21 protein-coding genes are annotated in these 24,950 nt (G+C 72.6%); 6 read left to right on the top strand and 15 right to left on the bottom strand.

Features of this window, described 5'->3' with window-relative positions:
- Nucleotides 1–15 precede the first annotated feature (15 nt).
- On the top strand, nt 16–1,203 hold the full coding sequence (locus K304_RS0106750; RefSeq protein ID WP_027763131.1) for a hypothetical protein: 1,188 nt from the start codon (nt 16–18) through the stop codon (nt 1,201–1,203).
- 126 nt (nt 1,204–1,329) lie between these two features.
- On the opposite strand, the gene hflX is transcribed toward K304_RS0106750, so the two are convergent.
- From hflX to miaA, 5 genes are all read right to left on the bottom strand, one after another.
- The gene (gene hflX / locus K304_RS0106745; RefSeq protein ID WP_027763130.1) at nt 1,330–2,826 is read right to left on the bottom strand and encodes a GTPase HflX; all 1,497 of its coding nucleotides are present in this window, start codon (nt 2,824–2,826) and stop codon (nt 1,330–1,332) included.
- A 217-nt stretch (nt 2,827–3,043) separates the two neighbouring features.
- Complete coding sequence (locus K304_RS0106740) at nt 3,044–5,164, bottom strand: HD domain-containing protein (protein WP_027763129.1); 2,121 nt, start codon at nt 5,162–5,164, stop codon at nt 3,044–3,046.
- Between the two features lie 233 nt (nt 5,165–5,397).
- Nucleotides 5,398–6,297 carry a diaminopimelate epimerase gene (dapF, locus tag K304_RS0106735; protein WP_027763128.1) on the bottom strand — a complete coding sequence of 300 codons (900 nt, stop codon included), beginning with the start codon at nt 6,295–6,297 and terminating at the stop codon, nt 5,398–5,400.
- Between the two features lie 100 nt (nt 6,298–6,397).
- A complete protein-coding gene (locus K304_RS27660; protein WP_078528692.1) occupies nt 6,398–6,865 on the bottom strand; it encodes a hypothetical protein in 468 nt (155 codons plus the stop codon).
- 105 nt (nt 6,866–6,970) lie between these two features.
- Nucleotides 6,971–7,927 carry a tRNA (adenosine(37)-N6)-dimethylallyltransferase MiaA gene (gene miaA, locus K304_RS0106725; protein WP_037789433.1) on the bottom strand — a complete coding sequence of 319 codons (957 nt, stop codon included), beginning with the start codon at nt 7,925–7,927 and terminating at the stop codon, nt 6,971–6,973.
- Between the two features lie 149 nt (nt 7,928–8,076).
- On the opposite strand from miaA, the gene K304_RS27655 reads away from it, so the two are divergent.
- Nucleotides 8,077–8,304, top strand: coding sequence for an antitoxin (locus tag K304_RS27655; RefSeq protein WP_037789432.1), 228 nt, complete (start codon nt 8,077–8,079; stop codon nt 8,302–8,304).
- Nucleotides 8,305–8,408: 104 nt separating this feature from the next.
- On the opposite strand, the gene K304_RS0106715 is transcribed toward K304_RS27655, so the two are convergent.
- Together K304_RS0106715 and miaB are read right to left on the bottom strand one after the other, a co-directional pair.
- On the bottom strand, nt 8,409–9,125 hold the full coding sequence (locus K304_RS0106715) for a class III extradiol dioxygenase subunit B-like domain-containing protein (protein ID WP_027763126.1): 717 nt from the start codon (nt 9,123–9,125) through the stop codon (nt 8,409–8,411).
- A gap of 139 nt (nt 9,126–9,264) precedes the next feature.
- Nucleotides 9,265–10,758 (bottom strand): tRNA (N6-isopentenyl adenosine(37)-C2)-methylthiotransferase MiaB, encoded by a 1,494-nt coding sequence (miaB, locus tag K304_RS0106710; RefSeq protein ID WP_027763125.1) that lies wholly within the window; start codon nt 10,756–10,758, stop codon nt 9,265–9,267.
- Between the two features lie 93 nt (nt 10,759–10,851).
- On the opposite strand from miaB, the gene K304_RS0106705 reads away from it, so the two are divergent.
- Together K304_RS0106705 and K304_RS0106700 are read left to right on the top strand one after the other, a co-directional pair.
- Nucleotides 10,852–11,859: a TAXI family TRAP transporter solute-binding subunit gene (locus K304_RS0106705; protein ID WP_027763124.1), complete on the top strand. Its 1,008-nt coding sequence runs from the start codon at nt 10,852–10,854 to the stop codon at nt 11,857–11,859.
- A gap of 147 nt (nt 11,860–12,006) precedes the next feature.
- The gene (locus K304_RS0106700) at nt 12,007–15,051 is read left to right on the top strand and encodes a glycoside hydrolase family 38 N-terminal domain-containing protein (RefSeq protein WP_027763123.1); all 3,045 of its coding nucleotides are present in this window, start codon (nt 12,007–12,009) and stop codon (nt 15,049–15,051) included.
- 133 nt (nt 15,052–15,184) lie between these two features.
- On the opposite strand, the gene K304_RS0106695 is transcribed toward K304_RS0106700, so the two are convergent.
- The 5 genes from K304_RS0106695 to K304_RS0106675 all read right to left on the bottom strand — a co-directional run bounded on the left by K304_RS0106695 (nt 15,185) and on the right by K304_RS0106675 (nt 20,221).
- On the bottom strand, nt 15,185–16,750 hold the full coding sequence (locus K304_RS0106695) for an FAD-dependent monooxygenase (protein WP_027763122.1): 1,566 nt from the start codon (nt 16,748–16,750) through the stop codon (nt 15,185–15,187).
- Between the two features lie 151 nt (nt 16,751–16,901).
- Nucleotides 16,902–17,798, bottom strand: a complete 897-nt coding sequence (locus K304_RS0106690) for an amino acid ABC transporter permease (protein ID WP_027763121.1) — start codon at nt 17,796–17,798, stop codon at nt 16,902–16,904.
- The gene (locus tag K304_RS0106685) at nt 17,795–18,463 is read right to left on the bottom strand and encodes an amino acid ABC transporter permease (protein WP_027763120.1); all 669 of its coding nucleotides are present in this window, start codon (nt 18,461–18,463) and stop codon (nt 17,795–17,797) included. Before K304_RS0106685 ends, K304_RS0106690 begins: the two co-directional genes overlap by 4 nt.
- Nucleotides 18,464–18,542: 79 nt before the next feature.
- Nucleotides 18,543–19,373: a glutamate ABC transporter substrate-binding protein gene (locus K304_RS0106680; RefSeq protein ID WP_027763119.1), complete on the bottom strand. Its 831-nt coding sequence runs from the start codon at nt 19,371–19,373 to the stop codon at nt 18,543–18,545.
- A 56-nt stretch (nt 19,374–19,429) separates the two neighbouring features.
- Nucleotides 19,430–20,221, bottom strand: a complete 792-nt coding sequence (locus K304_RS0106675; RefSeq protein ID WP_027763118.1) for an amino acid ABC transporter ATP-binding protein — start codon at nt 20,219–20,221, stop codon at nt 19,430–19,432.
- A 274-nt stretch (nt 20,222–20,495) separates the two neighbouring features.
- Here K304_RS0106675 and K304_RS0106670 point away from each other — a divergent pair, with 274 nt between their 5' ends.
- A complete protein-coding gene (locus tag K304_RS0106670; protein ID WP_027763117.1) occupies nt 20,496–21,206 on the top strand; it encodes a response regulator transcription factor in 711 nt (236 codons plus the stop codon).
- 36 nt (nt 21,207–21,242) lie between these two features.
- The gene (locus K304_RS0106665) at nt 21,243–22,634 is read left to right on the top strand and encodes a sensor histidine kinase (RefSeq protein WP_027763116.1); all 1,392 of its coding nucleotides are present in this window, start codon (nt 21,243–21,245) and stop codon (nt 22,632–22,634) included.
- Nucleotides 22,635–22,722: 88 nt separating this feature from the next.
- Here the strand turns inward: K304_RS0106665 and recX are convergent, their stop codons facing one another.
- From recX to K304_RS0106650, 3 genes are all read right to left on the bottom strand, one after another.
- Nucleotides 22,723–23,337: a recombination regulator RecX gene (gene recX / locus K304_RS0106660; protein ID WP_027763115.1), complete on the bottom strand. Its 615-nt coding sequence runs from the start codon at nt 23,335–23,337 to the stop codon at nt 22,723–22,725.
- 3 nt (nt 23,338–23,340) lie between these two features.
- The gene (gene recA, locus K304_RS0106655) at nt 23,341–24,474 is read right to left on the bottom strand and encodes a recombinase RecA (protein WP_027763114.1); all 1,134 of its coding nucleotides are present in this window, start codon (nt 24,472–24,474) and stop codon (nt 23,341–23,343) included.
- Nucleotides 24,475–24,723: 249 nt separating this feature from the next.
- Nucleotides 24,724–24,918, bottom strand: a complete 195-nt coding sequence (locus K304_RS0106650; protein WP_027763113.1) for a DUF3046 domain-containing protein — start codon at nt 24,916–24,918, stop codon at nt 24,724–24,726.
- Between the last annotated feature and the right edge of the window lie 32 nt (nt 24,919–24,950).

Here is a 24,950-nt window from a genome sequence, read left to right as displayed (position 1 = left end):
AGGGGGAGTTCACGCATGTCATCCACGGGTAGTCCGGCACGCCGCCGACGGCGCGTGCTCGCGGGTGCGGCGGCTGCCGCCGCACTCGCGCTGACCGCGACCGCCTGCGGCCCGGAGGAGGCTCCGGTCGATCCGAAGCCCAGCGCAACCGCGGAACAGCCCGGCCAGGACCTGCGCGAGGAGCTGGGGCTGCCGGACAAGCTGCCCGAGGACCTGCCGGCCGCGCTGCAGGACCTGGACAAGTGGCGCGACGGGGCCTGGAAGAACTGGGACCAGGAGGACTGGCTGCGCGAGGCGCGGGAGTTCATCAACCCGATCATCGAGGACTACTGGGACCCGGACCGGATGAAGGACGCCGAGGAGAGCGAACGGGACGTCGACGAGTCCGAGATCGACGAGGGCGTCACCGACCCGGAGCCGGCCGCGGTCGAGGCCGAAGAGGTGCCGTTGCCGTACACGGAGAAGGCGCCGCCCGTCGGCAAGGTGCTGATGGAGACCCCGCAGGGCCCGATGGTCTGCTCGGGCACCGTGGTGAAGGACCCCGCGAACCCCGGCAAGTCCAACCTGGTGGCGACCGCGGGCCACTGCGTGCACGCCGGTGGGAAGGGCGGCTGGTTCCGCAACGTGGTCTTCGTGCCGCACTACAACGACGGCGGCCTGGCACCCGCCGAGCTGGGCAAGGGGACCCCGGACCAGGTCTCCCCGCACGGCATCTGGTGGGCCAAGCACGCCCGCACCACCACGCACTGGATCGAGAGCGGCGCCAGCACCGGCGGCGCCGGCGCGCCCCAGGACTTCGCCATGCTGAAGGTGCAGCCGGAGAACAAGAGCGCCAACGGCGGCAAGAGCCTGGAGGAGACCGTCGGCGGCGCCGTGGAGATCGACTTCGGCACGCCCGGCGTGCAGAGCATCGAGAGCCTGACGGCGAACGGCTACCCGGCCGCCCCGCCGTTCAGCGGCGAGCGCATGTTCCGCTGCACGGACGGGCCGGGCCGACTCACCCTGGACCCGTCGCAGCCCACGATGTACCGGATCGGCTGCACCATGACCGGCGGCTCGTCGGGCGGCGGCTGGCTGAGCGCGGACGGCGAGCGTCTGCTGTCGGTGACCTCGATCGGGCCGCTCACCCACGACTGGCTGGCCGGCCCCCGCCTGGGCGACGAGGCCGAAGGGGTGTTCGACGCGGTCAGTTCGCTGAGCTGACGGGGGCGCTGCGGGCCGCAGAGCGGCCCGCAGCGGCTCACGCAGCGTGAAGGCCCGGTTCCGGGAGGCTGGTTCGGCCTCCCGGAACCGGGCCTTCAGCGTGGGTACGGCACCCGGGCGGGTGCGTCAGGCCTGGCCGGCCGGCTCGAACGTGCGGAGTTCGGCGGCCAGTTCCTCGTGCACCCGCACCTTGAGCAGCGTGCCCTCCTCGGTGTGCGCCTCGGAGAGCACCTCGCCCTCGGCGTAGGCGCGGGCGACGAGGGCGCCGTGCGTGTAGGGCACCAGCACCTCCAGCTCGACCGACGGGCGGGGCAGCTCCTCGTCGATCAGGGCCAGCAGCTCGTCGACGCCCTGCCCGGTGCGCGCGGACACCACCAGGGCGCGCTTCTCCTGGCGGAGCAGGCGCTGGAGGACGAGCGGGTCCGCCGCGTCCGCCTTGTTGACCACGACGATCTCGGGCACCTCGGTGGCGCCGACGTCGCGGATCACCTCGCGGACCGAGGCGAGCTGCTCCTCCGGAGCGGGGTGCGAGCCGTCCACCACGTGCAGGACGAGGTCCGAGTCGGCGACCTCCTCCATGGTCGAGCGGAACGCCTCGACCAGGTGGTGCGGCAGGTGGCGCACGAACCCGACGGTGTCCGCCAGGGTGTACAGCCGCCCGCTGGGCGTCTCGGCCCGCCGTACCGTCGGGTCGAGGGTGGCGAACAGCGCGTTCTCCACCAGCACGCCCGCGCCGGTGAGGCGGTTGAGCAGGGAGGACTTGCCGGCGTTGGTGTATCCGGCGATGGCGACCGAGGGCACCTTGTGCCGGCGGCGGTCCTGCCGCTGGATGTCGCGGCTGGTCTTCATCTCCGCGATCTCCCGGCGCGCCTTCGCCATCTTCTCGCGGATGCGCCGCCGGTCGGTCTCGATCTTGGTCTCACCGGGACCACGGGTGGCCATGCCGCCGCCGGCCGAGCCGGAACCGCCACCACCCATCTGCCGGGACAGCGACTGGCCCCAGCCGCGCAGCCTCGGCAGCATGTACTGCATCTGGGCCAGCGCCACCTGCGCCTTGCCCTCCCGGGACTTGGCGTGCTGGGCGAAGATGTCCAGGATCACCGCGGTCCGGTCGATCACCTTGACCTTGACGACGTCCTCGAGGTGGATGAGCTGTCCGGGGCTGAGTTCACCGTCGCAGACGACGGTGTCGGCGCCGGAGGCGAGCACGATGTCGCGCAGTTCCTCGGCCTTGCCGGAGCCGATGTACGTGGCCGGGTCGGGCTTGTCGCGCCGCTGGACGACGCCGTCGAGGACCTCGGCGCCGGCGGTCTCGGCGAGGGCGGCCAGCTCCGCGAGGGAGTTGTCCGCGTCCTGCGCGGTGCCGGAGGTCCACACGCCGACGAGCACCACGCGCTCCAGGCGGAGCTGCCGGTACTCGACCTCGGTGACGTCCTCCAGCTCGGTGGAGAGGCCGGCGACCCGGCGCAGTGCGGCACGGTCGGAGCGGTCGTACTGCTCACCGTCACGTGCGGCGTCCACGCCGTCACCCCAGGCGACGTCCTCCTCCATCAGGGCGTCGGCGCGGCGGTTCGACTCGGCGAGGCGCTGGCCGGGTTCAGGAAGGGAGGAAGAGGGGGTCATTGGATCCTTACGTCGAGGCGGGTGGGCCGACGGACGGTGCGCTTCCGCCGTTCTGTCCGGAGGAACGCCCGCGATGCCGGGATGATTCCCCGGAAACCGGGTGACCGGCCGTCGCTGTCGATAGTGACACGCCGCCGTCCCCGCGTCACCAGGATTACCGCGGCCCGGCCGCCTGCAGCACGACCGGGCGACGGCCCGACAGCGGGGCGGCGGGCGGTCAGCCCGCCGGGAGCCGGTGAACGGCCCGGGACACGTCGTAGACGCCCGCCACCCGCCGCATGGCACGCATCAGCGCGGGCAGCCCCGCGGCGTCGGGGAGTTGCAGCGTGTAGGTGTGCCGCACACGCTGTTCGCACGGCGGCTCGACCGCGGCGGAGATCACCGCGGCACCCTGGGCGGCGATGGTCTCGGTGAGATCGGCGAGCAGCTGGGGACGGCCGAAGGCCTCCGCCAGCAGAGTGACGCGGCAGCCTGCGGTGCGCTTGTCCCAGCGGACGGCGACGGGGCGGCGCCCGGCGGCGGCCATCCGTACCACCGTCTGGCAGCTGTCGCGGTGCACGGTGACGGCTCCGCCCCGGACCGGGAAGCCGGTGACGGCGTCGGGCGGGACGGGCGTGCAGCAGCGTGCGAGGCGTACCGGGGTCTCCGGGTGGCCGGTGACGACGCTGGGGCCTTCGGCGACGGGCCCGCCCCGGCGGCGGGGACGGTCGGGGCGGCCGGGGGCCTCGGGCGCGCCCGGGGCGGCGGGCCGTGGCGGGGCGGGCGGCTCGGTGGGGTGCCCGGCGAGCCACTGGCGGATGGCGATGCGTGCGGCGGGCGTACGGGCGTGGGTGAGCCACTCGCGAGCCGGGGCGTGCGCGCCGGGCGTGTGCGGGGACGCGAGGAAGAGCTGCACGGTGTCGCCGTCCCGGAGGGCCGTGCTCAGCGCGGCGAGACGGCCGTTGACCCGGGCGCCGATGCAGCGGTGGGCGGCCTCGCCGTGCAGGACGTAGGCGGCGTCCACGCAGCTCGCGCCGGCGGGCAGGGGCAGTGCGGGGGTGCCGCCCGCGGCGTCTCCGGCCGGGTAGACGGTGATCTCACGGTCCTCGGCGAGCTCGTCCCGCAGCTCGGTCCAGAAGGTGTCCGGGTCGGCGGCCTGGCTCTGCCAGGCCAGCAGGCGGGACAGCCAGCCGGGACGGGTGGGGTCGGCGCGTTCCGCGTCGGGGCAGTCCGCCGCCACGGCGTCGTCCGTTGTGTCGGCGGCGCCCGCGGCACGGTGCGGGTCGCCGAGGGCGATGACGCCCGCTTCGGCGACGCGGTGCATGCGGTGCGTGCGCACCAGCACCTCGGCGACCCTGCCGTCGGCGTCGGCGAACGCGGTGTGCAGCGACTGGTAGAGGTTGAACTTGGGCGCGGCGATGAAGTCCTTGAACTCCGACATCACCGGGACGAAGCAGGTGTGCAGTTCGCCGAGTGCCGCGTAGCAGTCGGCGTCCCCCTCGACCAGCAGCAGCAGCCGCCCGAAGTCGCTCGGCCCGAGCGTGCCCCGCTTGTGACGCAGTCGGTGCACGGAGAGCAGGTGCCGCGGCCGGATCAGCACCTGCGCCTCGACGGAGGCCGCCCGCAGCACCTCGCGGACCGAGGCGGCGACGGCGGTCAGCGGGTCGGGCCGTGCGGTGTGCTCGCGCACCAGGTGCTGTGCGCGGCGGTGGTCCTCGGGGTGGAGCACGGCGAAGACCAGGTCTTCCAGCTCCCGCTTCAGCGCCTGCACGCCGAGCCGTTCGGCGAGCGGGATGAGCACGTCGCCGGTGACGCGGGCGATCCGGGCCTGCTTCTCCGGCCGCATCACGCCGAGGGTGCGCATGTTGTGCAGCCGGTCGGCGAGCTTGATGGACATCACGCGGACGTCGCTGCCGGTGGCGACGAGCATCTTGCGGAACGTCTCGGGCTCGGCGGCGGCGCCGTAGTCGACCTTCTCCAGTTTGGTGACGCCGTCGACCAGGTGGGCGACCTCGTCGCCGAAGCCGTCCCGCACCTGGCCCAGCGTCACCTCGGTGTCCTCGACGGTGTCGTGCAGCAGGGAGGCCGTCAGTGTCGTGGTCTCGGCGCCGAGTTGAGCGAGGATCAGCGTCACGGCCAGCGGGTGCGTGATGTACGGGTCGCCGCTCTTGCGGGTCTGGCCGCGGTGCGAGGATTCGGCGAGGACGTAGGCGCGGCGCAGTGCGTCCAGGTCGGCGCGGGGATGATGGGCCCGGTGCACCTGCGCGACGTGCTCGATCGCGTCCGGCAGCGTGCCGCGGGTGGCAGACCTCAGGAGGGCGGCACGGCTGAGCTTCCGTAGGTTTCGCACCGCGTCCATGGGCACCTCCCGCTCGTGAACCCCGGTTTCGTCCCGGGGTCCGACTCTACCGAGCCCATCACGTGCTGCTCACCGCCTCCCGGCGGCAGTGAGAGGGATCACCCGGTCGAGCGACGTTTGTGCGGAAGTGAACGGCGGACACGGCTGACGGAGCGACACCCGGGAGTGCAGCGGCGAGGGGTGACGGGGATTCAGGCAGGTGTGACGGGGCTTCACCCTGGCGTGACGGAGCTTCAGCCGGCGAGGCAGGCCGGGTCGAGGACGCCCTCGGCCACGATCACCGCCGGGCCCGTCATCTCGATCTCCCCGTCGGCGCGTTCGGTGATGACCAGACGTCCGCCGGGGACGTCGACGGTGTAGGTGACGGGTGCTCCGTCGGCGGCCGGGTCGGCACCGTCGCGGCGTGCGGCGGCGACCATCACCGCGCAGGCACCCGTACCGCAGGAACGGGTCTCGCCGGAGCCGCGTTCGTGGACGCGGAGAGCGACGTGGCGCGGCCCGCGGTCGACGACGAACTCGACGTTGACGCCGTCGGGGTAGGCCGTCGCCGGGGTGACCAGCGGGGGGTCGAGCAGGCGCCCGGCGTGGTCCAGGTCGTCGACGAAGACGACGGCGTGCGGGTTGCCCATGCCGACGTGCCGGGCGGGCCAGCTGCGGTCGCCGACGGTCACCGTGACGTCGCCCTCGGGGAGCGCGGCACGGCCCATGCAGACGGTGACGGGTCCGGCGGCGGGGGCCCCGAACGCCCCGGTGGGTGCGTCCTTGGCGAGGTGGACCCGCCGCAGCCCGGCGCGGGTGGCCACGACGAGATCGCCGGGCGGCACCAGGCCGGCACGGTGCAGGTAGCGGGCGAAGACGCGGACGCCGTTGCCGCACATCTCGGCGATGCTGCCGTCGGCGTTGCGGTAGTCCATGAACCACTCGGCGTCGCCCGCCGTCTCCCGGGCCTCGGGGTGCGCGGCGGAGCGTACGACGCGGAGCAGGCCGTCGCCGCCCACTCCGGCCCGGCGGTCGCACAGGCGCCGTACGGCTGCGGCGTCCAGCGCGAGGGCGCCGTCCGGGTCGGGGACGATCACGAAGTCGTTCTCGGTGCCGTGCCCCTTGAGGAACGGCACGGGCTGCGCGGTGCTCACGGCATCGATCGTATCGGCAGACGTGGCCTGCGGGCGCGGCGCGCCCCGGGGGCCGACGGCGGGGGTGCGGACGGCCCGGGGCCCGAGCTGCGGCGCGGGCTCAGCCGGAGAGACGGGCGACCCGCCACAGGGCGAGCGCGGCGAGGGTGCCGACCACGGCGGTGTAGGCGAGCACCACCCGCCAGTTCGCTCTCTCGCCGGACCCCGGCGCGGGCAGGCCCGGCCAGACGTGCCCGACGCGCCGGGCGGCGATCACACCCCATCCGGCGGCGCAGCAGCAGATCAGCAGGCCGAGCATGGCCACCACGGCGCCGGAACGGCCGCCGGGCTCGAAGGCCAGCGGGAAGGCGAACATGAGCGAGCCGAGGGCGCCCAGTATCACGATGGGCGCGAGCTGCCAGAGCCGTAGCCGGCGCGGGGGCCGCAGTTCGTGCGGCTCGACCGGCGGGTCCTGGTCGGGAAGGTCCTCGTCGCCGATCTCGTCCCGGACCGCGGAGGTCGGGGAGTAGTCCAGGTAGGCCCCGTACTCCACTGCGGACTCTTCGTCGTCACGAGGGCCGGCTGCCATCGCCACGTGCCCTCCACTCCTGCTGAACAACTCGAACGATGGTCGATGATGGCACGCCGGAAGGGCCGTCCAGCACGCTCAGGACGTCCCGATGCCATCACGTGATCAGGCTGTGACCGGTCGTTCGAGCAAGGCCAGTGCCGCGCCCGTCAGGCCGTCCCGCGCGGCGTCCGCACCGCTGAGCCAGTGCACCCGCGGGTCCCGCCGGAACCAGGAGTCCTGGCGGCGGGCGAAGCGCTTGGTGGCCCGTACGGTCTCCGCGCGGGCCTCGTCCTCCGTGCAGTCGCCCGCGAGGGCCGCCAGCACCTGCTGGTAGCCGAGAGCGCGGGACGCCGTGCGGCCCTCCCGCAGCCCTTCCCGTTCCAGCGCGCGGACCTCGTCGACCAGGCCGGCCTCCCACATCCGGTCGACCCTGCGGGCGATCCGCCCGTCCAGCTCGGGACGCGGCACCTCGACGCCGATCTGCAGCGTGTCGTAGACGGACTCGTGGCCGGGGAGGTTCGCGGTGAAGGGGCGGCCGGTGATCTCGATGACCTCCAGCGCCCGCACCACGCGCCTGCCGTTGCTGGGCAGGATGGCGCGCGCCGCCTGCGGGTCCGCGGCCGCGAGACGGGCGTGCAGCGGACCGGAGCCGCCCTCGGCGAGTTCGGCCTCCAGGCGGGCCCGGACGTCCGGGTCGGTGCCGGGGAACTCCATCACGTCGATGGCGCCGCGCACGTACAGACCCGAGCCGCCGACCAGCACCGGCACGCGGCCTGCGGCGAGCAGCCGCTCGATCTCCGCCCGGGCCAGCCGCTGGTACTCGGCCACGCTGGCCGCCTCGGTGACGTCCCAGACGTCCAGGAGGTGGTGCGGAACGTCCCGCCGCTCCGGCCCGGTCAGCTTGGCCGTGCCGATGTCCATGCCGCGGTAGAGCTGCATGGAGTCGGCGTTGACGATCTCGCCCCCCAGCCGGCGCGCCAGCTCGACGGCGAGATCGGACTTGCCGGCGGCGGTGGCGCCGACGACGGCCACGACCTGGCACGACGGCGGTGCTTCGGGGGTGCGGGATGGAGCTGTCACAGCGCCAGTCTCGCAAACGCGCGGCGGCTCGCTCACGGCGGGCGAGTTGTCACATGCCCGGATATGACCCAGGGTGGATATGGGCGATTTCGCCCCGCTTCATCACGAGCGCCCCACACTCTCAGCAGTCCACAGGAAAGGTGACCGCCATGAGCTTCATGGACAAGGTCAAGGGCATGCTCGGCCAGCACGGCGACAAGGCCGACCAGGGCATGGAGAAGGCCGGGAGCACTCTGGACGAGCGCACCGGCGGCAAGCACAGCGACAAGATCGACACCGGCACGCAGAAGGGCCAGGAGGCGATGGACCGCTGGACGCAGGAAGGGGGCCAGGGCGGCGACGAGGCCGGAGGCCGCGGCGGTGGCAGCGCGGCCTGAGCCGTCGCGCAACGGGGGCGACGGGGCAGCGGAGCGGGGGCGGCCGACGGGCCGCCCCCGCTCCCGTACGTGTGCCGGCCGCGCCCGGCCGCCACCCCCCGGTCTCAGGACCAGCCGGCGACCAGGTAACCCACGCCGTACGGGGCGGCGTCGTACAGGAGCCGCCCGGTGAGCCCGGCGTCCTCCGCCGCCCCGGCCAGGACCTGCCATCCGGCGCGGCCGGACGCGCCCAGTTCGTACGCCTGCTCCTCGTCGAGCGCGAGGAGCGCGGACACGTCGGCGGCTCCCAGCGCCCTCGCCACCGACGCGTCGAAGTCGGCGGCGCGCGGGTCGAAGTAGCCCGGCGCCTTCAGCGTGCGGCACGTGGTGCCGTCGCCCATGACGAGAAGGGCCACACGGGGCGCCGATCCGGCGATCTCCCGCCCGGTCTCGGCACACCGCGCCCCGGCGAGCGGCTCCCCCACGCCCAGACCCTCCACCGGCGCGCCGGCCCACGCGGTGCGCTCGAGCAGCCAGCCGCCGACCGCCAGCGAGGGCGGCAGCTCGTGCGCCTGCGGAGCCGCTTCGGAGGCGGGGCCCAGCGTCACGTCCAGGCCGACCCCGAAGCCGCGGAACGAGCCGCGCGCCCCCTGCGGGTACGGGCCCCGCGCGGAGGGCTCCGCCGGCCCGACGACGACCAGCCGGTCGGGCCGGGCGGCGGCCAGCACCGCGAGCGCGTCGAAACAGGCGGCGCGCGCGTCGTCCATCTCGGGGGCGGCGCCCCCCGCGACCTCGGGCACCAGCAGCGGCGGACACGGGCACACGGCGGCGGCGACAAGCATGACGGCAGCTTACGGCCCGCACGCCGTGCGGCTCGTGGGACGCACGGCGCGGCGGACGCCGCCACAGGACACGGCCCGGCGCCCGTACGAGCAGGGGACGCGCGGACCGGCCGGCAGCAGGGAGGCGCGGCGCGAAGACTCAGCAGACGCTGCAGCCGCCGCCCGCGGACGCCGGCTGCGGCGCGGGGGCGCCGACGGTGGGCAGGCCGAGCATCACGCCGCCGCCCGCGGAAGCCGGCTCGGGCTCGGCGTTGCGCCGCTCCCAGGCGTCGCCCGCGCGGGTGCGGCGCACGGCCCGCGCCGGGCCCTCGGCGAGCAGGTGGTGCGGGGCGGCGTAGGTGACCTCGGTCTCGACCACGTCGCCGGGACGTACCGGCTCCTCGGGGCGGGCGAAGTGCACCAGCCGGTTGTCCCGGGCACGGCCGGACAGCCGCCGGGTGGCGTCGTCCTTCCGGCCCTCGCCCTCGGCGACCATGACCTCCAGAGTGCGCCCGACCTGCTTCTTGTTCTCCGCCCAGGAGATCTCCTCCTGGAGCGCGACCAGCCGCTCGTAGCGCTGCTGGACGACGGCCTTGGGGATCTGGTCGTCCATCTCGGCGGCCGGCGTGCCGGGGCGCTTGCTGTACTGGAAGGTGAACGCCTGCGCGAAGCGGGACTCGCGCACGACGTGCAGCGTCTCCTCGAAGTCCTCCTCGGTCTCGCCGGGGAAGCCCACGATGATGTCGGTGGAGATCGCCGCCTCCGGGATCGACGCGCGGACCTTCTCGATGATGCCGAGGAAGCGGTCCTGCCGGTAGCTGCGGCGCATGGCCTTCAGCACCCGGGACGAGCCGGACTGCAGCGGCATGTGCAGCTGCGGCATCACGTTCGGCGTCTCGGCCATCGCCGCGATCACGTCGTCGGTGAAGTCGCGCGGGTGCGGGGAGGTGAAACGGACGCGCTCCAGCCCGTCGATCCGTCCGCAGGCGCGCAGCAGCTTGCCGAACGCCTCGCGGTCCCCGATGTCGCTGCCGTAGGCGTTGACGTTCTGGCCGAGCAGGGTGATCTCGCTGACGCCCTCGGCCACCAGCGCCTCCACCTCGGCCAGGATGTCGCCGGGCCGACGGTCCTTCTCCTTGCCGCGCAGCTGCGGCACGATGCAGAAGGTGCAGGTGTTGTTGCAGCCGACGGAGACCGAGACCCAGGCGGCGTACGGGCTCTCGCGACGGGTCGGCAACGTGGAGGGGAACGCCTCCAGCGACTCGGCGATCTCGACCTGCGCCTCCTGCTCGACGCGGGCGCGCTCCAGCAGCACCGGCAGCTTGCCGACGTTGTGCGTGCCGAAGACCACGTCGACCCACGGCGCGCGCCGGACGATGGTGTCCCGGTCCTTCTGCGCCAGGCAGCCGCCGACGGCGATCTGCATCCCGGGGCGGGCGGCCTTCCTGGGCGCCAGCTGCCCGAGGTTGCCGTACAACCGGTTGTCGGCGTTCTCGCGCACCGCACAGGTGTTGAACACCACGACGTCGGCGCCGTCGGCGCCCTCGGGGGCACGCTCGTAACCGGCGTCCTCCAGCAGGCCCGCCATCCGCTCGCTGTCGTGAACGTTCATCTGGCAGCCGAACGTCCGCAGCTCATAAGTCTTCGCACTCATCTCAGTCGACCAGGGTACGCCGTCCGCTGTGACGCACCTCCTCCCGTCCCGCACTCCCCCGCGGCGGCCCACCGATGGCAGGATGCGGCGGTCATGACCGCATCCCGCTTCCTCGCCCCCCGCCCAGGCGTCCCGGGAGGCCGCGCGCTCGGCGGCGCCGCCCTCCTCGTGGTGCTCGGGCTGCTCGCGTGGTGGCTGGTGCCCGCGGGCCCCGCCCAGCCGCGCGGCACGCTCACGTTCGCCACCGGCGTGCCCACCGGGGTGTACCAGCAGTACGGCTCGCTGCTGAAGCAGCGCCTGGCGCGGGACGTGCCCGGGCTGAGCATGGAGCTGGTGCCGAGCCAGGGGTCGGTGCAGAACATCGACATGCTGGTCTCCGGGGAGGCCGACTTCACCATCGCCCAGTCCGACGCCGTCGCCGCCCACCTGAAGCAGGGCGGCGAGGGCGGGGACGGGCTGCGGGCGGTCGCGCGGCTCTACGACGACTACATGCAGCTCGTGGTCCCGGCCGAGTCGCCCGTCCGGGAGGCCCGCGACCTGCGGGGACTGCGGGTCGGGATGGGCGAGGAGCGTTCCGGGGTCAGCCTGGTCGCCGGGCGGCTCCTGGAGGCGGCCGGCCTGGACCGGGGGAAGGACATCGACGCGGTCCCGGCGGGCATCGACGTCATGCCCGGAATGCTGGAGAACGGCGAGCTGGACGCGTTCTTCTGGTCCGGCGGTCTGCCCACGGGCGCCATCGAGGACCTCGCCGTCATGGACCACATCCGCCTGGTGCCGCTCGGCGCGCTCATGCCGCGCCTGCACCGCATGGAGCCCGAGACCCGGCACTACCGGGCAGCGGTGATGCCCGGCGACGCCTATCCGAGCGTGCAGCAGGGCGAGCCGGTGGACACCATCGCGGTGAGCAACCTCCTGGTCACCACCGCGGACGCGGACCCCGCGGTGACCGAGGCCCTGACCCGTTCGCTGATCCGCAGCCGGGACACCATCGGGCAGCGGGTGCACGCGGCCCAGAAGGTCGACCTGCGGACCGCGATCTACACCGACCCGCTGCGCCTGCACACCGGGGCACAGCGCTACTACCGGGCCGTCAAACCGTGACGGCGGTGCCGCGGGACGCGCACGGGGGTTCCGGCACCGGGCGGTGACGGGTACGGATGGCGTGGGGCCGCCCGCCGAACGACCCCGGCGGGGGCCGGTGCCCGCCGGCCCGCGCGTCCGTCCCGCCCGAGCGAAGGAGCCGCCGACATGCACGACGAACGCAGCACCGTCGAAGCCCGCCTGCGTCGCGTACTGGACGAACGGGTCAGGCCCGCCGTGCACGGCTCGCCGGTGCCGCTGACGGTGGAGCGCTGGGAGGCGCCGGGCGAACCGGTGCCGGTGTCCGAGGGGCTGGCGGCGACGTACGGACCGGCGGCCGTGGGTGAGGAATGGGGGCCGGCCTGGGGCACCACCTGGTTCCGGCTGACCGGGCGGGTGCCCGCGGAGTGGGCCGGACGGCGGGTCGAGGCGCTGCTCGACCTCGGTTTCGACCGGGACATGCCGGGCTTCCAGTGCGAGGGCCTGGTGCACCGCGCGGACGGCGAGGTGGTGAAGGGCCTCAGCCCGCGGAACGCCTGGGCGCCCGTCGCCGCGCCGGCCGCGGGCGGCGAGGAGGTCGAGCTGTACGTCGAGGCGGCGTCCAACCCGGTCCTCAACACGCCGCAGACGCCGACGTACCAGGGCGACCGGCTCACCGCGGACGGCGGCCCGCTGTACCGGCTCGGGCGGATGGACCTGGCGGTGTTCCGCCCCGAGGTGTGGGAGCTGGTCCACGACCTGGAGGTGGCGGATGCGCTGATGCGTGAACTGCCGCTGGAGGACGCCCGGCGCTGGGAGCTGCTGCGCGCCCTCGGCGAGGCGCTGGACGCCGTGGACCTCGCGGACGTTCCCGGCACCGCCGCGCGGGGCCGGGAACGACTCGCCGGCGTGCTGGCGACACCGGCCCGGCCGTCCGCGCACCGCATCAGCGCGGTGGGCCACGCGCACATCGACTCGGCCTGGCTGTGGCCGCTGCGGGAGACCGTGCGGAAGGTCGCGCGCACCGCGTCCAACACGGTGGCGCTGATGGACGACCATCCCGAGTACGTCTTCGCGATGTCGCAGGCCCAGCAGTACGCCTGGCTCAAGGAGCACCGGCCCGAGGTGTACGCCCGGGTGCGGAAGAAGGTGGCGGACGGGCAGTTCGTACCGGTCGGCGGGATGTGGGTGGAGTCGGACACCAACATGGTCGGCGGCGAGGCCATGGCGCGCCAGTTCCTCTACGGGAAGCGGTTCTTCCTGGAGGAGTTCGGGGTGGAGACGAAAGAGGTGTGGCTGCCGGACTCCTTCGGCTACACGGCGGCGATGCCGCAGATCGTGCACCTGGCCGGCTGCCGCTGGTTCCTGACGCAGAAGATCTCCTGGAGCCGCACGAACCCCTTCCCGCACCACACCTTCTGGTGGGAGGGCATCGACGGCACCCGGGTGTTCACCCACTTCCCTCCGGTCGACACCTACAACTCCGACCTGAGCGGCCGGGAGATGGCGCACGCGGCCCGCAACTACCGCGACAAGGGCGGCGGCACGCGTTCACTCGCCCCGTTCGGCTGGGGCGACGGCGGGGGCGGCGCGACCCGCGAGATGCTGGCCCGCGCGGCCCGGCTGGCGGACCTGGAGGGCTCGCCGCGGGTGACCGTGGAACGGCCGTCGGCGTTCTTCGAGAAGGCCCACGAGGAGTACCCGGACGCGCCGGTGTGGGCGGGTGAGCTGTACCTGGAGCTGCACCGCGGCACGTACACCTCGCAGGCGAAGACCAAGCAGGGCAACCGGCACAGCGAGTCGCTGCTGCGCGAGGCCGAACTGTGGTCGGCCACCGCGGCGCTGCGCGTCCCCGGCTTCGGCTACCCGTACGAGGAGCTGGAGCGGATCTGGAAGACGGTGCTGCTGCACCAGTTCCACGACATCCTGCCCGGTTCCTCGATCGCCTGGGTGCACCGGGAGGCGCGGGAGACGTACGCGCGCGTCAGGGCCGGACTGGAGGCGCTGATCGACGCCGCACAGCGGGCGCTGGCCGGGGAGGGCACCGAGGACGTCGTCTTCAACGGCGCCCCGCACGCCCGCAACGGCGTCCCCGGCGGCGGGGCGGCCCTGCCGGTCCGCGCCGGCGAACCGGTGACCGCCCGGGAGCGGGACGGCGGCGGCTGGGTGCTGGACAACGGGCTGCTGCGTGTCGAGATCGACGACCGGGGCCTGGTCGTCTCCGCCGCCGACTACCTGGCCGCGCTGCGCGACGCCGTGCCGCCGGGCGGGGCGGCGAACCTGCTCCAGCTCCACCCGGACTTCCCCACCGCCTGGGACGCCTGGGACGTCGACTCCTACTACCGCAACAACGTCACCGACCTGACCGAGGCCGACGAGGTGTCGCTGTCCGCGAACGACCCGGGCGAGGCGACGGTGCGGGTGGCGCGCAGCTTCGGCAACGGCTCGTCGGTGGTGCAGCTGCTCACCCTGCGGTCCGGCGAACGGCGGCTGGACATCGACACGGAGGTGGACTGGCACGAGTCGGAGACCTTCCTCAAGGCCGCGTTCCCGCTGGACCTCAAGGCCGAGCGGTCCGCCGCGGAAACCCAGTTCGGGCACGTCCACCGGCCGACCCACACCAACACCTCGTGGGAGGCGGCCAAGTTCGAGATCTGCGCGCACCGCTGGATCCACGTCGCCGAACCCGTGTGGGGCGTGGCGCTGGTCAACGACTCGACGTACGGACACGACGTCACCCGGGACGTCCGTGCGGACGGCGGCCAGACGACGACCGTACGGCTGTCGCTGCTGCGCGCGCCCCGCTATCCGGACCCGGAGACCGACCAGGGCGGCCACCGTCTGCGGTACGCCCTCGCGGTCGGCGCGGACGAGCCCGCCGCCGTGCGCGAGGGCCACTGGATCAACCTGCCGGAGCGTGTGGTGCGCGGATCCGGCGCGTCCGTGCGGCCCCTGGTCGCCGTCGACGGGGAGCAGGTCGTGGTGGAGGCGGTGAAGCTGGCGGAGGACCGCAGCGGCGACGTGATCGTACGACTGTACGAGGCGCACGGCGGGCGGGCGCGGACGGCGCTGACGGCGGGCTTCCCGGTGCGGTCGGTGACCGAGACCGACCTGCTGGAACGGCCCCTGGACCCGCCGCTCGCCGACGTGGGTCCTCTCGTCGGCGACGGCACGGTGGAGCTGACGCTGCGGCCGTTCCAGATCGTCACGCTGCGTCTGACGGCTGCGGGTTGACGGCTGTGTAGACGCTGCGGGTTCACGGCTGCGGGTCGACGGCTGCGGGTTCACGGCGTGTCGTCGGCCGCCGACCCTGAGGCCGCTCGGCCGCCGGGCGGGCTTCTCCGGGAGCCCGCCCGGCGGCGGGCGGTCAGGCGTCCGCCGCCGTGAGGGCGCGCGCGCAGGCGCGCAGCGCCTCGGGCCGCGCCCCGTGGAACGCACCGGCCAGGTGGCCGTCCGGGCGGACCGCGAGCACGGTGTGTGCCGTCGCCCCCGGGTACTCCTCCACGACCACCAGCTCCGCCGCCAGCGGCAACGCCTCGACCGCCGCCGCCAGTTCGGGCATCAGCCCGGCCCGCAGCCAGTGCCGGCTGGCCCACACCCCCGTCCCCGGCGCGACGAGCGCCACCACCAGGTCGCCGCCGCGGCCGCCCAGCCGCTCCCGCAGCCGGGTGCGGGAGCCGTCCAGCAGGACCACCGGCACGTCCCGGACCGGTTCACCGGGCGCGGTGTCCGTACGCACGGCGTGCTTGCCGTCCACGGCGAGCGGCGAACGGTCGTACACGGGCGCGCAGCCGAGCGGCCCGCGGCCGAGGTGGCCGTCCGTCAGCAGCCCCAGAGGGCCGCCCGCGCCGCCCCCGGGCAGCAGCGTGCGCAGCCCGCCCCCGCCACGCCGTACGAACGGCAGCGCCTGGTCGACCGCGCGCAGCCGGGCGCCCACGGCGGCGCGGCGTTCGGCGGAGTAGCTGTCGAGGAGCGCCTCGTCGGCGTCCGTGCCGCGCGCGCCGTGGTGCCAGGCGAGCGCCAGCTTCCACGCCAGGTTGGCCGCGTCCCGCAGCCCTTCGTCGACGTTCTGCACGCCCAGCGCCCCGGCCAGGTGGGCGGCGTCCCCGGCGAGGAAGGCCCGCTGCACCCGCCACCTGCGCGCGAGGCGCTGGTGGGTCGCGTACACCCCGGTGTCGAGGAGTTCGTAGGCCGGGGGCGCCTCGTCGGCCGACCCCTGATGCAGCAACGCCAGCGTGGCGTGCACCCGGTCGAGCATCTCCTCCGGCGTGACCAGGTCGCCCCGGGGCGGCAGCAGCCAGTCCAGGCGCCAGGCGCCGCGCGGCAGCGGCCGGGCGGTCAGCTCCCCGCCCCGGCCGCCGGGGTCCCGATGCAGCAGCGCCTCGTCCGGCCGGGGCAGCCGGGTGCGGACGGCGGCGACGGCGTACCGCTCGACGGACGTCCGGCCGGCGAACCCGACGCCCAGCAGCTTGCGCACCGTGGAGCGGGCACCGTCACAGCCGACCAGATAACTGCCGCGCCACCACGTGCCGCCGGGGCCACGGGTGTGGGCGGTGACGCCCTCGGCGTCCTGCTCGAGGGTGTCGAGCCGGCTTCCGGTGGCGATCCGCACCAGCTTCTCGTCGGCGAGGGCCTCGCGGAGGGCGTGCTCCAGCCGGTACTGCTCGACGTGCAGCGAGGACGTCTCGTCGTCCAGTTCCACCCGTTCGACGCACTGGCGGCGTCGTTCGGTCCGCCAGACGCGCCAGCGCGCGGTCTCCACGCCCGGCAGCAGGGCCGCCGTCTGCGGGCGCAGCACACAGGTGCGAGCGGCCCGCCGCACGACCTCGCCGTCCCCGGCGTCGAGCACGACGGACGGAACGGAACGGCGCGCGAGCGCCAGAGCCAGCGCCAGCCCGACCGGGCCCGCGCCGGCGACGATCACCGGTTCCACAGCGTGCGGCCCTCACGGTCCACGGAGACGAGCGGAGTTGACGCTGACGGAGCCCGGTGCACGATCACCCCAGGTATGCAACCCACTGCCCGTCCCCCCGTCAAGCGGGGGAACGGGCAGTGGTGTTGCCGTCGGCCGGGTAGCCGGGGAGTCAGGCCTTCGTGCCGGGCTCCTCGTACTCCATGTCCTCCGTCGCCCCGCCGTGCACGACCGCACCGGTGGTGCGCTTGCCACGCCGGATGCGGGCCTCGATCCAGCCGGCGAACTGGGTGAGTATCAGGTTGAGGACGACGTAGATGATCCCGACCACCGTGAACGTCGCGATCGTGTTGGCTCCGTAGTTGGCGGAGATCGTGCTCGCCTGGTTCATCAGATCGGCGAACCCGAGGATCGCACCACCGAGAGCGGTGTCCTTCACGATCACGACGAGCTGGCTGACCAGGGCGGGCAGCATCGCGGTAACGGCCTGTGGCAGCAGCACGAAGACCATCAGCTGCCACTTGCGCATGCCGATCGCCTTGGCGGCGTCCGTCTGGCCGTTGGGCAGCGACAGGATGCCGGCGCGGACGATCTCGGCGATCACGGACGCGTTGTACAGCACCAGGCCGGTGACGACCGCGTACAGCGGCCGCACTTCGGAGTCGATGTCCGTGTACAGGGCGTAGGCCTGGTTGGCGAACACCATCATCAGCAGCACGGGGATGGCGCGGAACAGTTCCACCAGGAAGCCTGCGGGCGTGCGGATCCACCTGTGGTCGGACAGCCGGGCGATGCCGAGAAGTGCACCGATCGGGAGGGCCAGCACGATGGAGAGCGCCGCCGCTTTCAGCGTGTTGCCGAGCCCGGGAAGGATGTAGGTGGTCCACACCCGGGAGTCGGTGGCGAACGGCCCCCACTTCTCCTGGGTGAGCTGGTCCTTGGAGGCGAGGGTGTCCAGTACCCACCAGGCGACGAGCGCGAAGACCGCCAGGAAGAGGACGGTGTAGAGGATGTTCCGCACCTTCGCCTTGGGGCCCGGAGCGTCGTACAGAACGGACAGGTTGCTCATCGCTTCACCGCCACACGCTTGCCCACCCAGCCGAGGAACAGACCGGTCGGGAGGGTGAGGACCACGAACCCGAAGGCGAAGACGGCGAAGACCAGGAAGATCACGTCGCTCTCGAACTCGATCATTTCCTTCATCAGGAGCGCCGCCTCGGCCACCCCGATAGCGGCCGCCACCGTCGTGTTCTTCGTCAGGGCGATCAGCACGTTCGCCAGGGGAGCCACCACCGAGCGGAATGCCTGAGGCAGCACGATGAGGTTCAGCACCTGGGTGAACTTCAGGCCCAGCGCCCGCGCCGCCTCGGCCTGTCCGACCGGCACGGTGTTGATGCCCGAGCGCAACGACTCACAGACGAAGCACGCGTGGTAGGCGACCAGACCGAGAATCGCCAGCTTGAAGCTGATCTCCTTCGAGGTGCCGCCGCCCAGTTCGATACCCAGTGTCTGGTACAGAGCCAGCGAGGTCGCCACGATGATCAGGGTGAGGGGAGTGTTCCGCACGGTGTTGATGTACACCGTGCCGAAACCGCGCATCACCGGTACCGGGCTCACTCGCATCGCGGCCAGCATGGTTCCCCAGACGAGGGAACCTATCGCCGACCAGAGGGTCAGCTGGACCGTGACCCAGAACGCCCCCAACACGTCGTAATCATTGAGAAAGTCGAACACGTTCTCCCGCGCTCTCGCCGTTGCGGACGTGGCGCGCCACCCCGGTCAGGGCGGCGCGCCACCTTGCCGCGTGCTTACGTCAGCTGCCTTCGGTGATCTGCGGCGCGGAGCCGTACTCGTAGTCGGCAGGGCCGAAGTGCTTCTCGGCGAACTTCTTCCAGGAGCCGTCGTCGAACATCTTCTGGATCGCGTCGTTCACCTTCTTCTGCATCTCGGTGTCGCCCTTCTTGACGCCGATGCCGTAGGGCTCGTCACTCAGGTTGAGGCCCAGGAGCTTGAACTTGCCCTGGTGCGACTTCTGGGCGGCGAAACCGGCGAGGATGCTGTCGTCGGTGGTCAGCGCATCGACCTTCTTGTTGAGCAGACCCGTCAGGCACTCGGAGTAGGTCCCGTACTCCTGGAGGTCGGCCTTGGGCGCGAAGTCCTTCTTCACGTTCGCCGCGGAGGTGGAACCGGTGACGGAGCAGAGGTTGAGCTCCGCGTCGTTCAGGTCGCTCTTGGACTTGATCTCGTCGTAGTCCTTGCGCACCAGCAGGTCCTGGTGAGCAACCATGTACGGGCCGGCGAAGGAGACGCGCTCCTTGCGCTCCGGGGTGATGGAGTACGTGGCGGCGATCATGTCGACGTCACCGTTCACGATGAGGTTCTCCCGGTCGGCGCTGGGAGCCTCCTTCCAGGTGATGTCGCTCTCCTTGTAGCCGAGCTCCTTGGCCACGTAGGTCGCCACGTCGACGTCGAAGCCGGCGTAGTCGCCGTCCGGGGTCTTCAGACCGAGGCCCGGCTGGTCGAACTTGATGCCGATGGTGACGCCGTCTTCGGAGTCGCTGCCGCTGCCGCCGCCGCAGGCGGTCGCGGTGAGGGCGAGGACGACTGCGGCGGCAGCCGCGATGCTGGTCTTGCGGAGGGTCATGGTGAACATCCTTGGGGTTGCGTCGTTGCAGGTGATCGTGCGGTGAGCGCCGCCGCTCAGTGGTGCAGGATCTTCGACAGGAAGTCCTTGGCGCGTTCGCTGCGCGGGTTGCTGAAGAACTGGTCGGGAGTAGCCTCCTCGACGATCTTGCCGTCGGCCATGAAGACCACGCGGTTCGCCGCGGAGCGCGCGAAGCCCATCTCGTGGGTGACGACGACCATGGTCATCCCCTCACGTGCGAGCTGCTGCATGACCTCGAGGACCTCGTTGATCATCTCGGGGTCGAGCGCGGAGGTGGGCTCGTCGAAGAGCATCACCTTGGGGTCCATGGCCAGGGCGCGGGCGATGGCCACGCGCTGCTGCTGACCGCCGGACAGCTGCGCCGGGTACTTGTCGGCCTGGTTGGCGACGCCCACACGGTCCAGCAGGCGGCGCGCCTGCTCGTCGGCGGCCTTCTTGTCCGTCCGGCGGACCTTCAGCTGGCCCAGTGTCACGTTCTCGAGCACCGTCTTGTGCGCGAAGAGGTTGAAGGACTGGAACACCATGCCCACGTCCGCGCGCAGCTTGGCCAGCTCCTTGCCCTCCTGGGGCAGCGGCTTGCCGTCGATGGCGATGTAGCCCGAGTCGATGGTCTCCAGGCGGTTGATCGTGCGGCACAGCGTGGACTTGCCGGATCCCGAGGGGCCGATGACGACGACGACCTCGCCGCGCTCGATGGTCAGGTCGATGTCCTGGAGCACGTGCAGCGCACCGAAGTGCTTGTTGACGTTGTCCATGACGACCAGGCCGCTCGGCGCCGACTCCGGGCGTCCGGCGTCTCCGTCCTTGGTCACCGATAGTTTGCTCATCGGCGTGTAGCTCCGTCCTCGTCGGTTGCGAGGACCTTAGTGACCCGCCGCCACCAGCGTCATTACATCTGAGGGGAAATTGAGCATAACGATACGGCCACTTCCCAGCACACTACGTGAAACAGGTGACAGGGGACATTCCGGTGGCGTACCGACTGGATAACGGACATCGACGGCAACGCGACCACCCCTTGACTCACCTGCACGAATCCGCGTGGATGCAGTGCTGGACCGGAACGCCACACCCCCCGCGACCGCAACGGAGAGGACGTCGATGAGGCTGCTGCTCGTCGAGGACGACGACCACGTCGCCGCAGCGCTCTCCGCCGTGCTGCGACGCCACGGTTTCAGCGTGGTGCATGCCCGTGACGGAGAGGACGCGCTGCGCGAGCTGGTGCCGGACCCGGACGGGGCGCCGTTCTCGGTGGTCCTGCTGGACCTGGGGCTGCCCGGGCTGGACGGCTTCGAGGTGTGCGGCCGCATCCGCGCGCTCACCTCCACGCCGGTGATCATGGTGACCGCGCGGTCCGACGTGCGGTCCCGGATCCACGGGCTGAACCTGGGCGCGGACGACTACGTGGTCAAGCCGTACGACACCGGGGAGCTCCTGGCCCGCATCCACGCGGTCGCCCGGCGCAGCGCCGCAGAGGAGCCCGCCGCCGAGCCGGCCCCGGCGGACGACGTGCTGCGGCTGGGGGACGTTGCGGTGGAACTGCCCACCCGGCAGGTGTCGGTGGACGGCGAACCGGTCCCGCTGACCCGCAAGGAGTTCGACCTGCTGGCACTGCTGGCGCAGCGGCCGGGGGTCGTCTTCCGGCGCGAACAGATCATCAGCGAGGTGTGGCGAACCAACTGGGCGGGCACGGGCCGGACGCTGGAGGTCCACGTGGCGTCCCTCCGTTCCAAGCTCAAGCAGCCCAGCCTGATCGAGACGGTCCGCGGCGTCGGCTACCGGCTCGCCGTGCCCGGCGACTGGACCGCCTGAAGGCCGCCCGACCAAGGACCTCAACGGACCCACCTGATGCGCACCCGTCTGCTCCCCCTCCTCATCGTGCTCTTCGCCGGCGTACTGCTCGCGCTCGGTTTTCCGCTGGCCGCGAGCATGGCGGCAGCGGAGCAGCAGCGGCTGGTGGTCGACCGGATCGACGACACGGCGCGGTTCGCGTCACTGGCGCAGTTCGTCACCGCGCAGAGCGAACCCGGCGAGCGGCTGGACACGCTGCGCAGCGAACTGGACCGGTATCACGAGCTGTACGGCATCAGGGCAGGCGTCTTCTACCGGGACGGCGAGGCGATGGCCACCGCTCCCGAGGCGTCACGGGTTCCGGTCTCGGGGCCGGGGCGGCAGGCGTTCCAGGAGGCCCTCGCTGGACGCCGCAGTCACGACCCGGCACAGGTGTGGCCGTGGCAGGACGGCCGTGTCGCGGTGGCCTCCCCGGTGATCCGCGACGGTGATGTGGCCGCGGTCGTCTACATCGACTCCCCCACCGGTCCGCTGCGGTCCCGCATCGTGGAGAGCTGGATGCCGATCGTGATCGGCGAGGCCGCGGCGATGCTGCTGGCGGTGGCGGCCGCGCTGGTGCTGACCCGCTGGGTGCTGCGTCCGGTGGGCATCCTGGACCGGGCGACGCACGAGATCGCCACCGGACGGTTCAAGTCCAGGGTGGCGGCCTCCTGGGGGCCGCCGGAGCTGCAACGGCTGACGCGGTCGTTCAACGAGATGGCCGACCACGTGGAGGACGTGCTGGAGCAGCAACGCGCCTTCGTGGCTGACGCCTCCCACCAGCTGCGCAACCCGCTGGCCGCGCTGCTGCTCCGTATCGAACTCCTCGGGCTGGAACTCCCGGAGGGCAACGAGGAGTTCGCGTCGGTGCGCGCGGAGGGGAAGCGGCTGGCGCAGGTGCTGGACGGGCTACTGGACCTGGCGTCGGCCGAGCACTCGCCCGCCGACCTGCGGCTGACGGACGTGGCGGAGCTGGCGGCGGAGCGCGTGGCGGCGTGGGAACCGGCCGCGGCGCGGCGCGGGGTGACGCTCCGGGTCACCGGTGCCGCCGCGCTGACGGGGTGGGCCGACCCGGTGACCCTGTCGAGCGCGCTGGACGCGGTGGTGGACAACGCGGTCAAGTTCTCGCCGGACGGCGGCGCGGTGACGGTGCGCGCCTCGTCGGCGGGCCCGGACGTGCGGCTGGAGGTGGCGGACGAAGGGCCGGGGTTGTCGGAGGAGGAGTTCGAGCGGATCGGCGACCGCTTCTGGCGCAGCAACCGGCACCAGAACGTCGCGGGCTCCGGTCTCGGACTGTCCATCACGCGCGCTCTGCTGGCGGCGGGCGGAGCGGAGATCACGTACACGCCGAACCGGCCGCGCGGACTCCGGGTGATCGTCACCGTGCCCCGCAACCGGCCCGGAGGCTGACGGGCCCCGGACGTGGGCCGCGCACGGGCGGAGAGCAGGGTCGCCGCCGCCGGACCGCAGGGACCGCGGCGCCGACGCTCCCGCAGGCTCAGGCTTCGGGGAGGTGCTCCTCCAGCAGCTCCGGGTCCTCGCCCTCCTCTTCCAGCGCCTGCCGCACCACACGGAGGGCGAGGCCCTCCGCGTACCCCCTGCGGGCGAGCATCCCGGCCAGGCGGCGGATGCGCTTCTCCCGGGGCAGGCCTCGGGTGGTGCGCAGTTTCCGGTCGACCAGGGCGCGGGCCGTCTCCGCCTCCTGGTCGGAATCGAGGCGGCCGACGGCCTCGTCGACGGTGGCCGCGTCCACGCCCTTGGTGCGCAGCTCGCGGGCGAGGGCGCGGCGGGCCAGGCCGCGGCTGTGGTGGCGGGAGTCCACCCAGGCGTCGGCGAACGCCGCGTCGTCGATCAGTCCGACCTCTTCGAAGCGGTCCAGCACCTGCTGCGCCGCCTCGTCCGGGATCTCCCGTTTGCGGAGCGCGTCGGCGAGCTGCTGCCGCGTCCGCGGGGTGCCGGTGAGCAGGCGCAGGCAGATCGCCCGTGCCCGTTCCACCGGATCCTTCGGTTCCGCGCTCGGTTCAGCGGCACGGCGCGACGGCTCCGCCCCGGCCCTCGACGGGGCGGAGCCGTCGCTGTCTTCGGACACCGGCCAGTGGCTGCGCCGTGTCACGGACTAGCTCTTGGCCGTCGCGGCCTTGGCCGACTTGGTCTTCGACACCGGGGCCGGAACCGTCTTGCCCTCGGCCGCCGGAGCGGGAGCCGCAGCCGTGACCGCTGCGTCGGCGGGCGGTTCGCCGGCAGGGTCCTGGGGCTTCACGCCGATGCCCAACTTCTCCTTGATCTTCTTCTCGATCTCGTTGGCGAGGTCGGGATTGTCACGGAGGAACGTACGGGCGTTCTCCTTGCCCTGGCCGAGCTGGTCGCCCTCGTAGGTGTACCAGGCACCGGACTTGCGGATGAAGCCGTGCTCCACGCCCATGTCGATCAGGCCGCCCTCACGGCTGATGCCCACGCCGTAGAGGATGTCGAACTCGGCCTGCTTGAAGGGCGGGGCGACCTTGTTCTTGACGACCTTGACGCGGGTGCGGTTGCCGACCGCGTCGGTGCCGTCCTTGAGGGTCTCGATGCGGCGGATGTCGAGCCGGACCGAGGAGTAGAACTTCAGCGCCCGGCCACCGGTGGTCGTCTCAGGCGATCCGAACATGACGCCGACCTTCTCGCGGAGCTGGTTGATGAAGATCGCCGTGGTCTTCGACTGGCTGAGCGCACCGGTGATCTTCCGCAGCGCCTGGCTCATCAGGCGGGCCTGGAGACCGACGTGCGAGTCGCCCATCTCGCCCTCGATCTCGGCACGGGGCACCAGGGCGGCGACCGAGTCGACCACGATCAGGTCGAGGGCGCCGGAGCGGATGAGCATGTCGGTGATCTCGAGCGCCTGCTCGCCGTTGTCCGGCTGGGAGAGGATGAGGGAGTCGACGTCCACGCCGAGCTTCTTGGCGTACTCCGGGTCGAGGGCGTGCTCCGCGTCGACGAACGCGACAGTGCCGCCGGCGCGCTGCGCGTTGGCCACCGCGTGCAGCGTGAGCGTGGTCTTGCCGGAGGACTCCGGGCCGTACACCTCGACCACACGCCCGCGCGGCAGCCCGCCGACCCCGAGGGCGACGTCGAGAGCGGTCGAGCCGGTGGGGATCACCTCGACGGGCTCGTTCGGCCGCTCGCCGAGGCGCATCACGGCGCCCTTGCCGAATTGCCGTTCAATCTGCGCGAGTGCGGCGTCCAGCGCCTTCTCGCGGTCCGTACCAGCCATGGGTGCCACCCGGTTGCTCGCTTGAGTCGATCGCTTCACGTCGTCAGACGCTAGCGCCTGCCACTGACAATCCCGTCCCGACCGCGTACCGCAGCGGCCCGACCACTCCATGAGAATGGTTGTTCGATTTTTGTGTCAAGTGTCGCCATCTCCCTGTGGACGACGGAGAATTCGCAGGTCAGCGAGGTCTTTCGGCGGTCGGCAGGAGCGCGGAGCGGGCCGCACGGGAGAGAAGTGACCCCGAACGGGTCACCGCTTCTCCGCCGGTACCTCCATCGTCCGGCAGACCACCCGCCACACGTCCTTGGTGTTCCAGCCCGCCTCGAGCGCCTCGTGGACGGTGCGCCCGCCCAGCTCGGACATCACGTGGTCCCGCGCGAAGGAGTCGGCGTACGCCGCCCCGAAGTGGTCCGCCATCCGCTGCCAGAAGTCCGTCAACCGCATACCGCGAGTATCCCGCACCCCCGGCCCGGGCC

This window comes from Streptomyces sp. CNS606, assembly GCF_000426325.1.
This window is presented reverse-complemented; position numbering and strand designations above follow the sequence as displayed.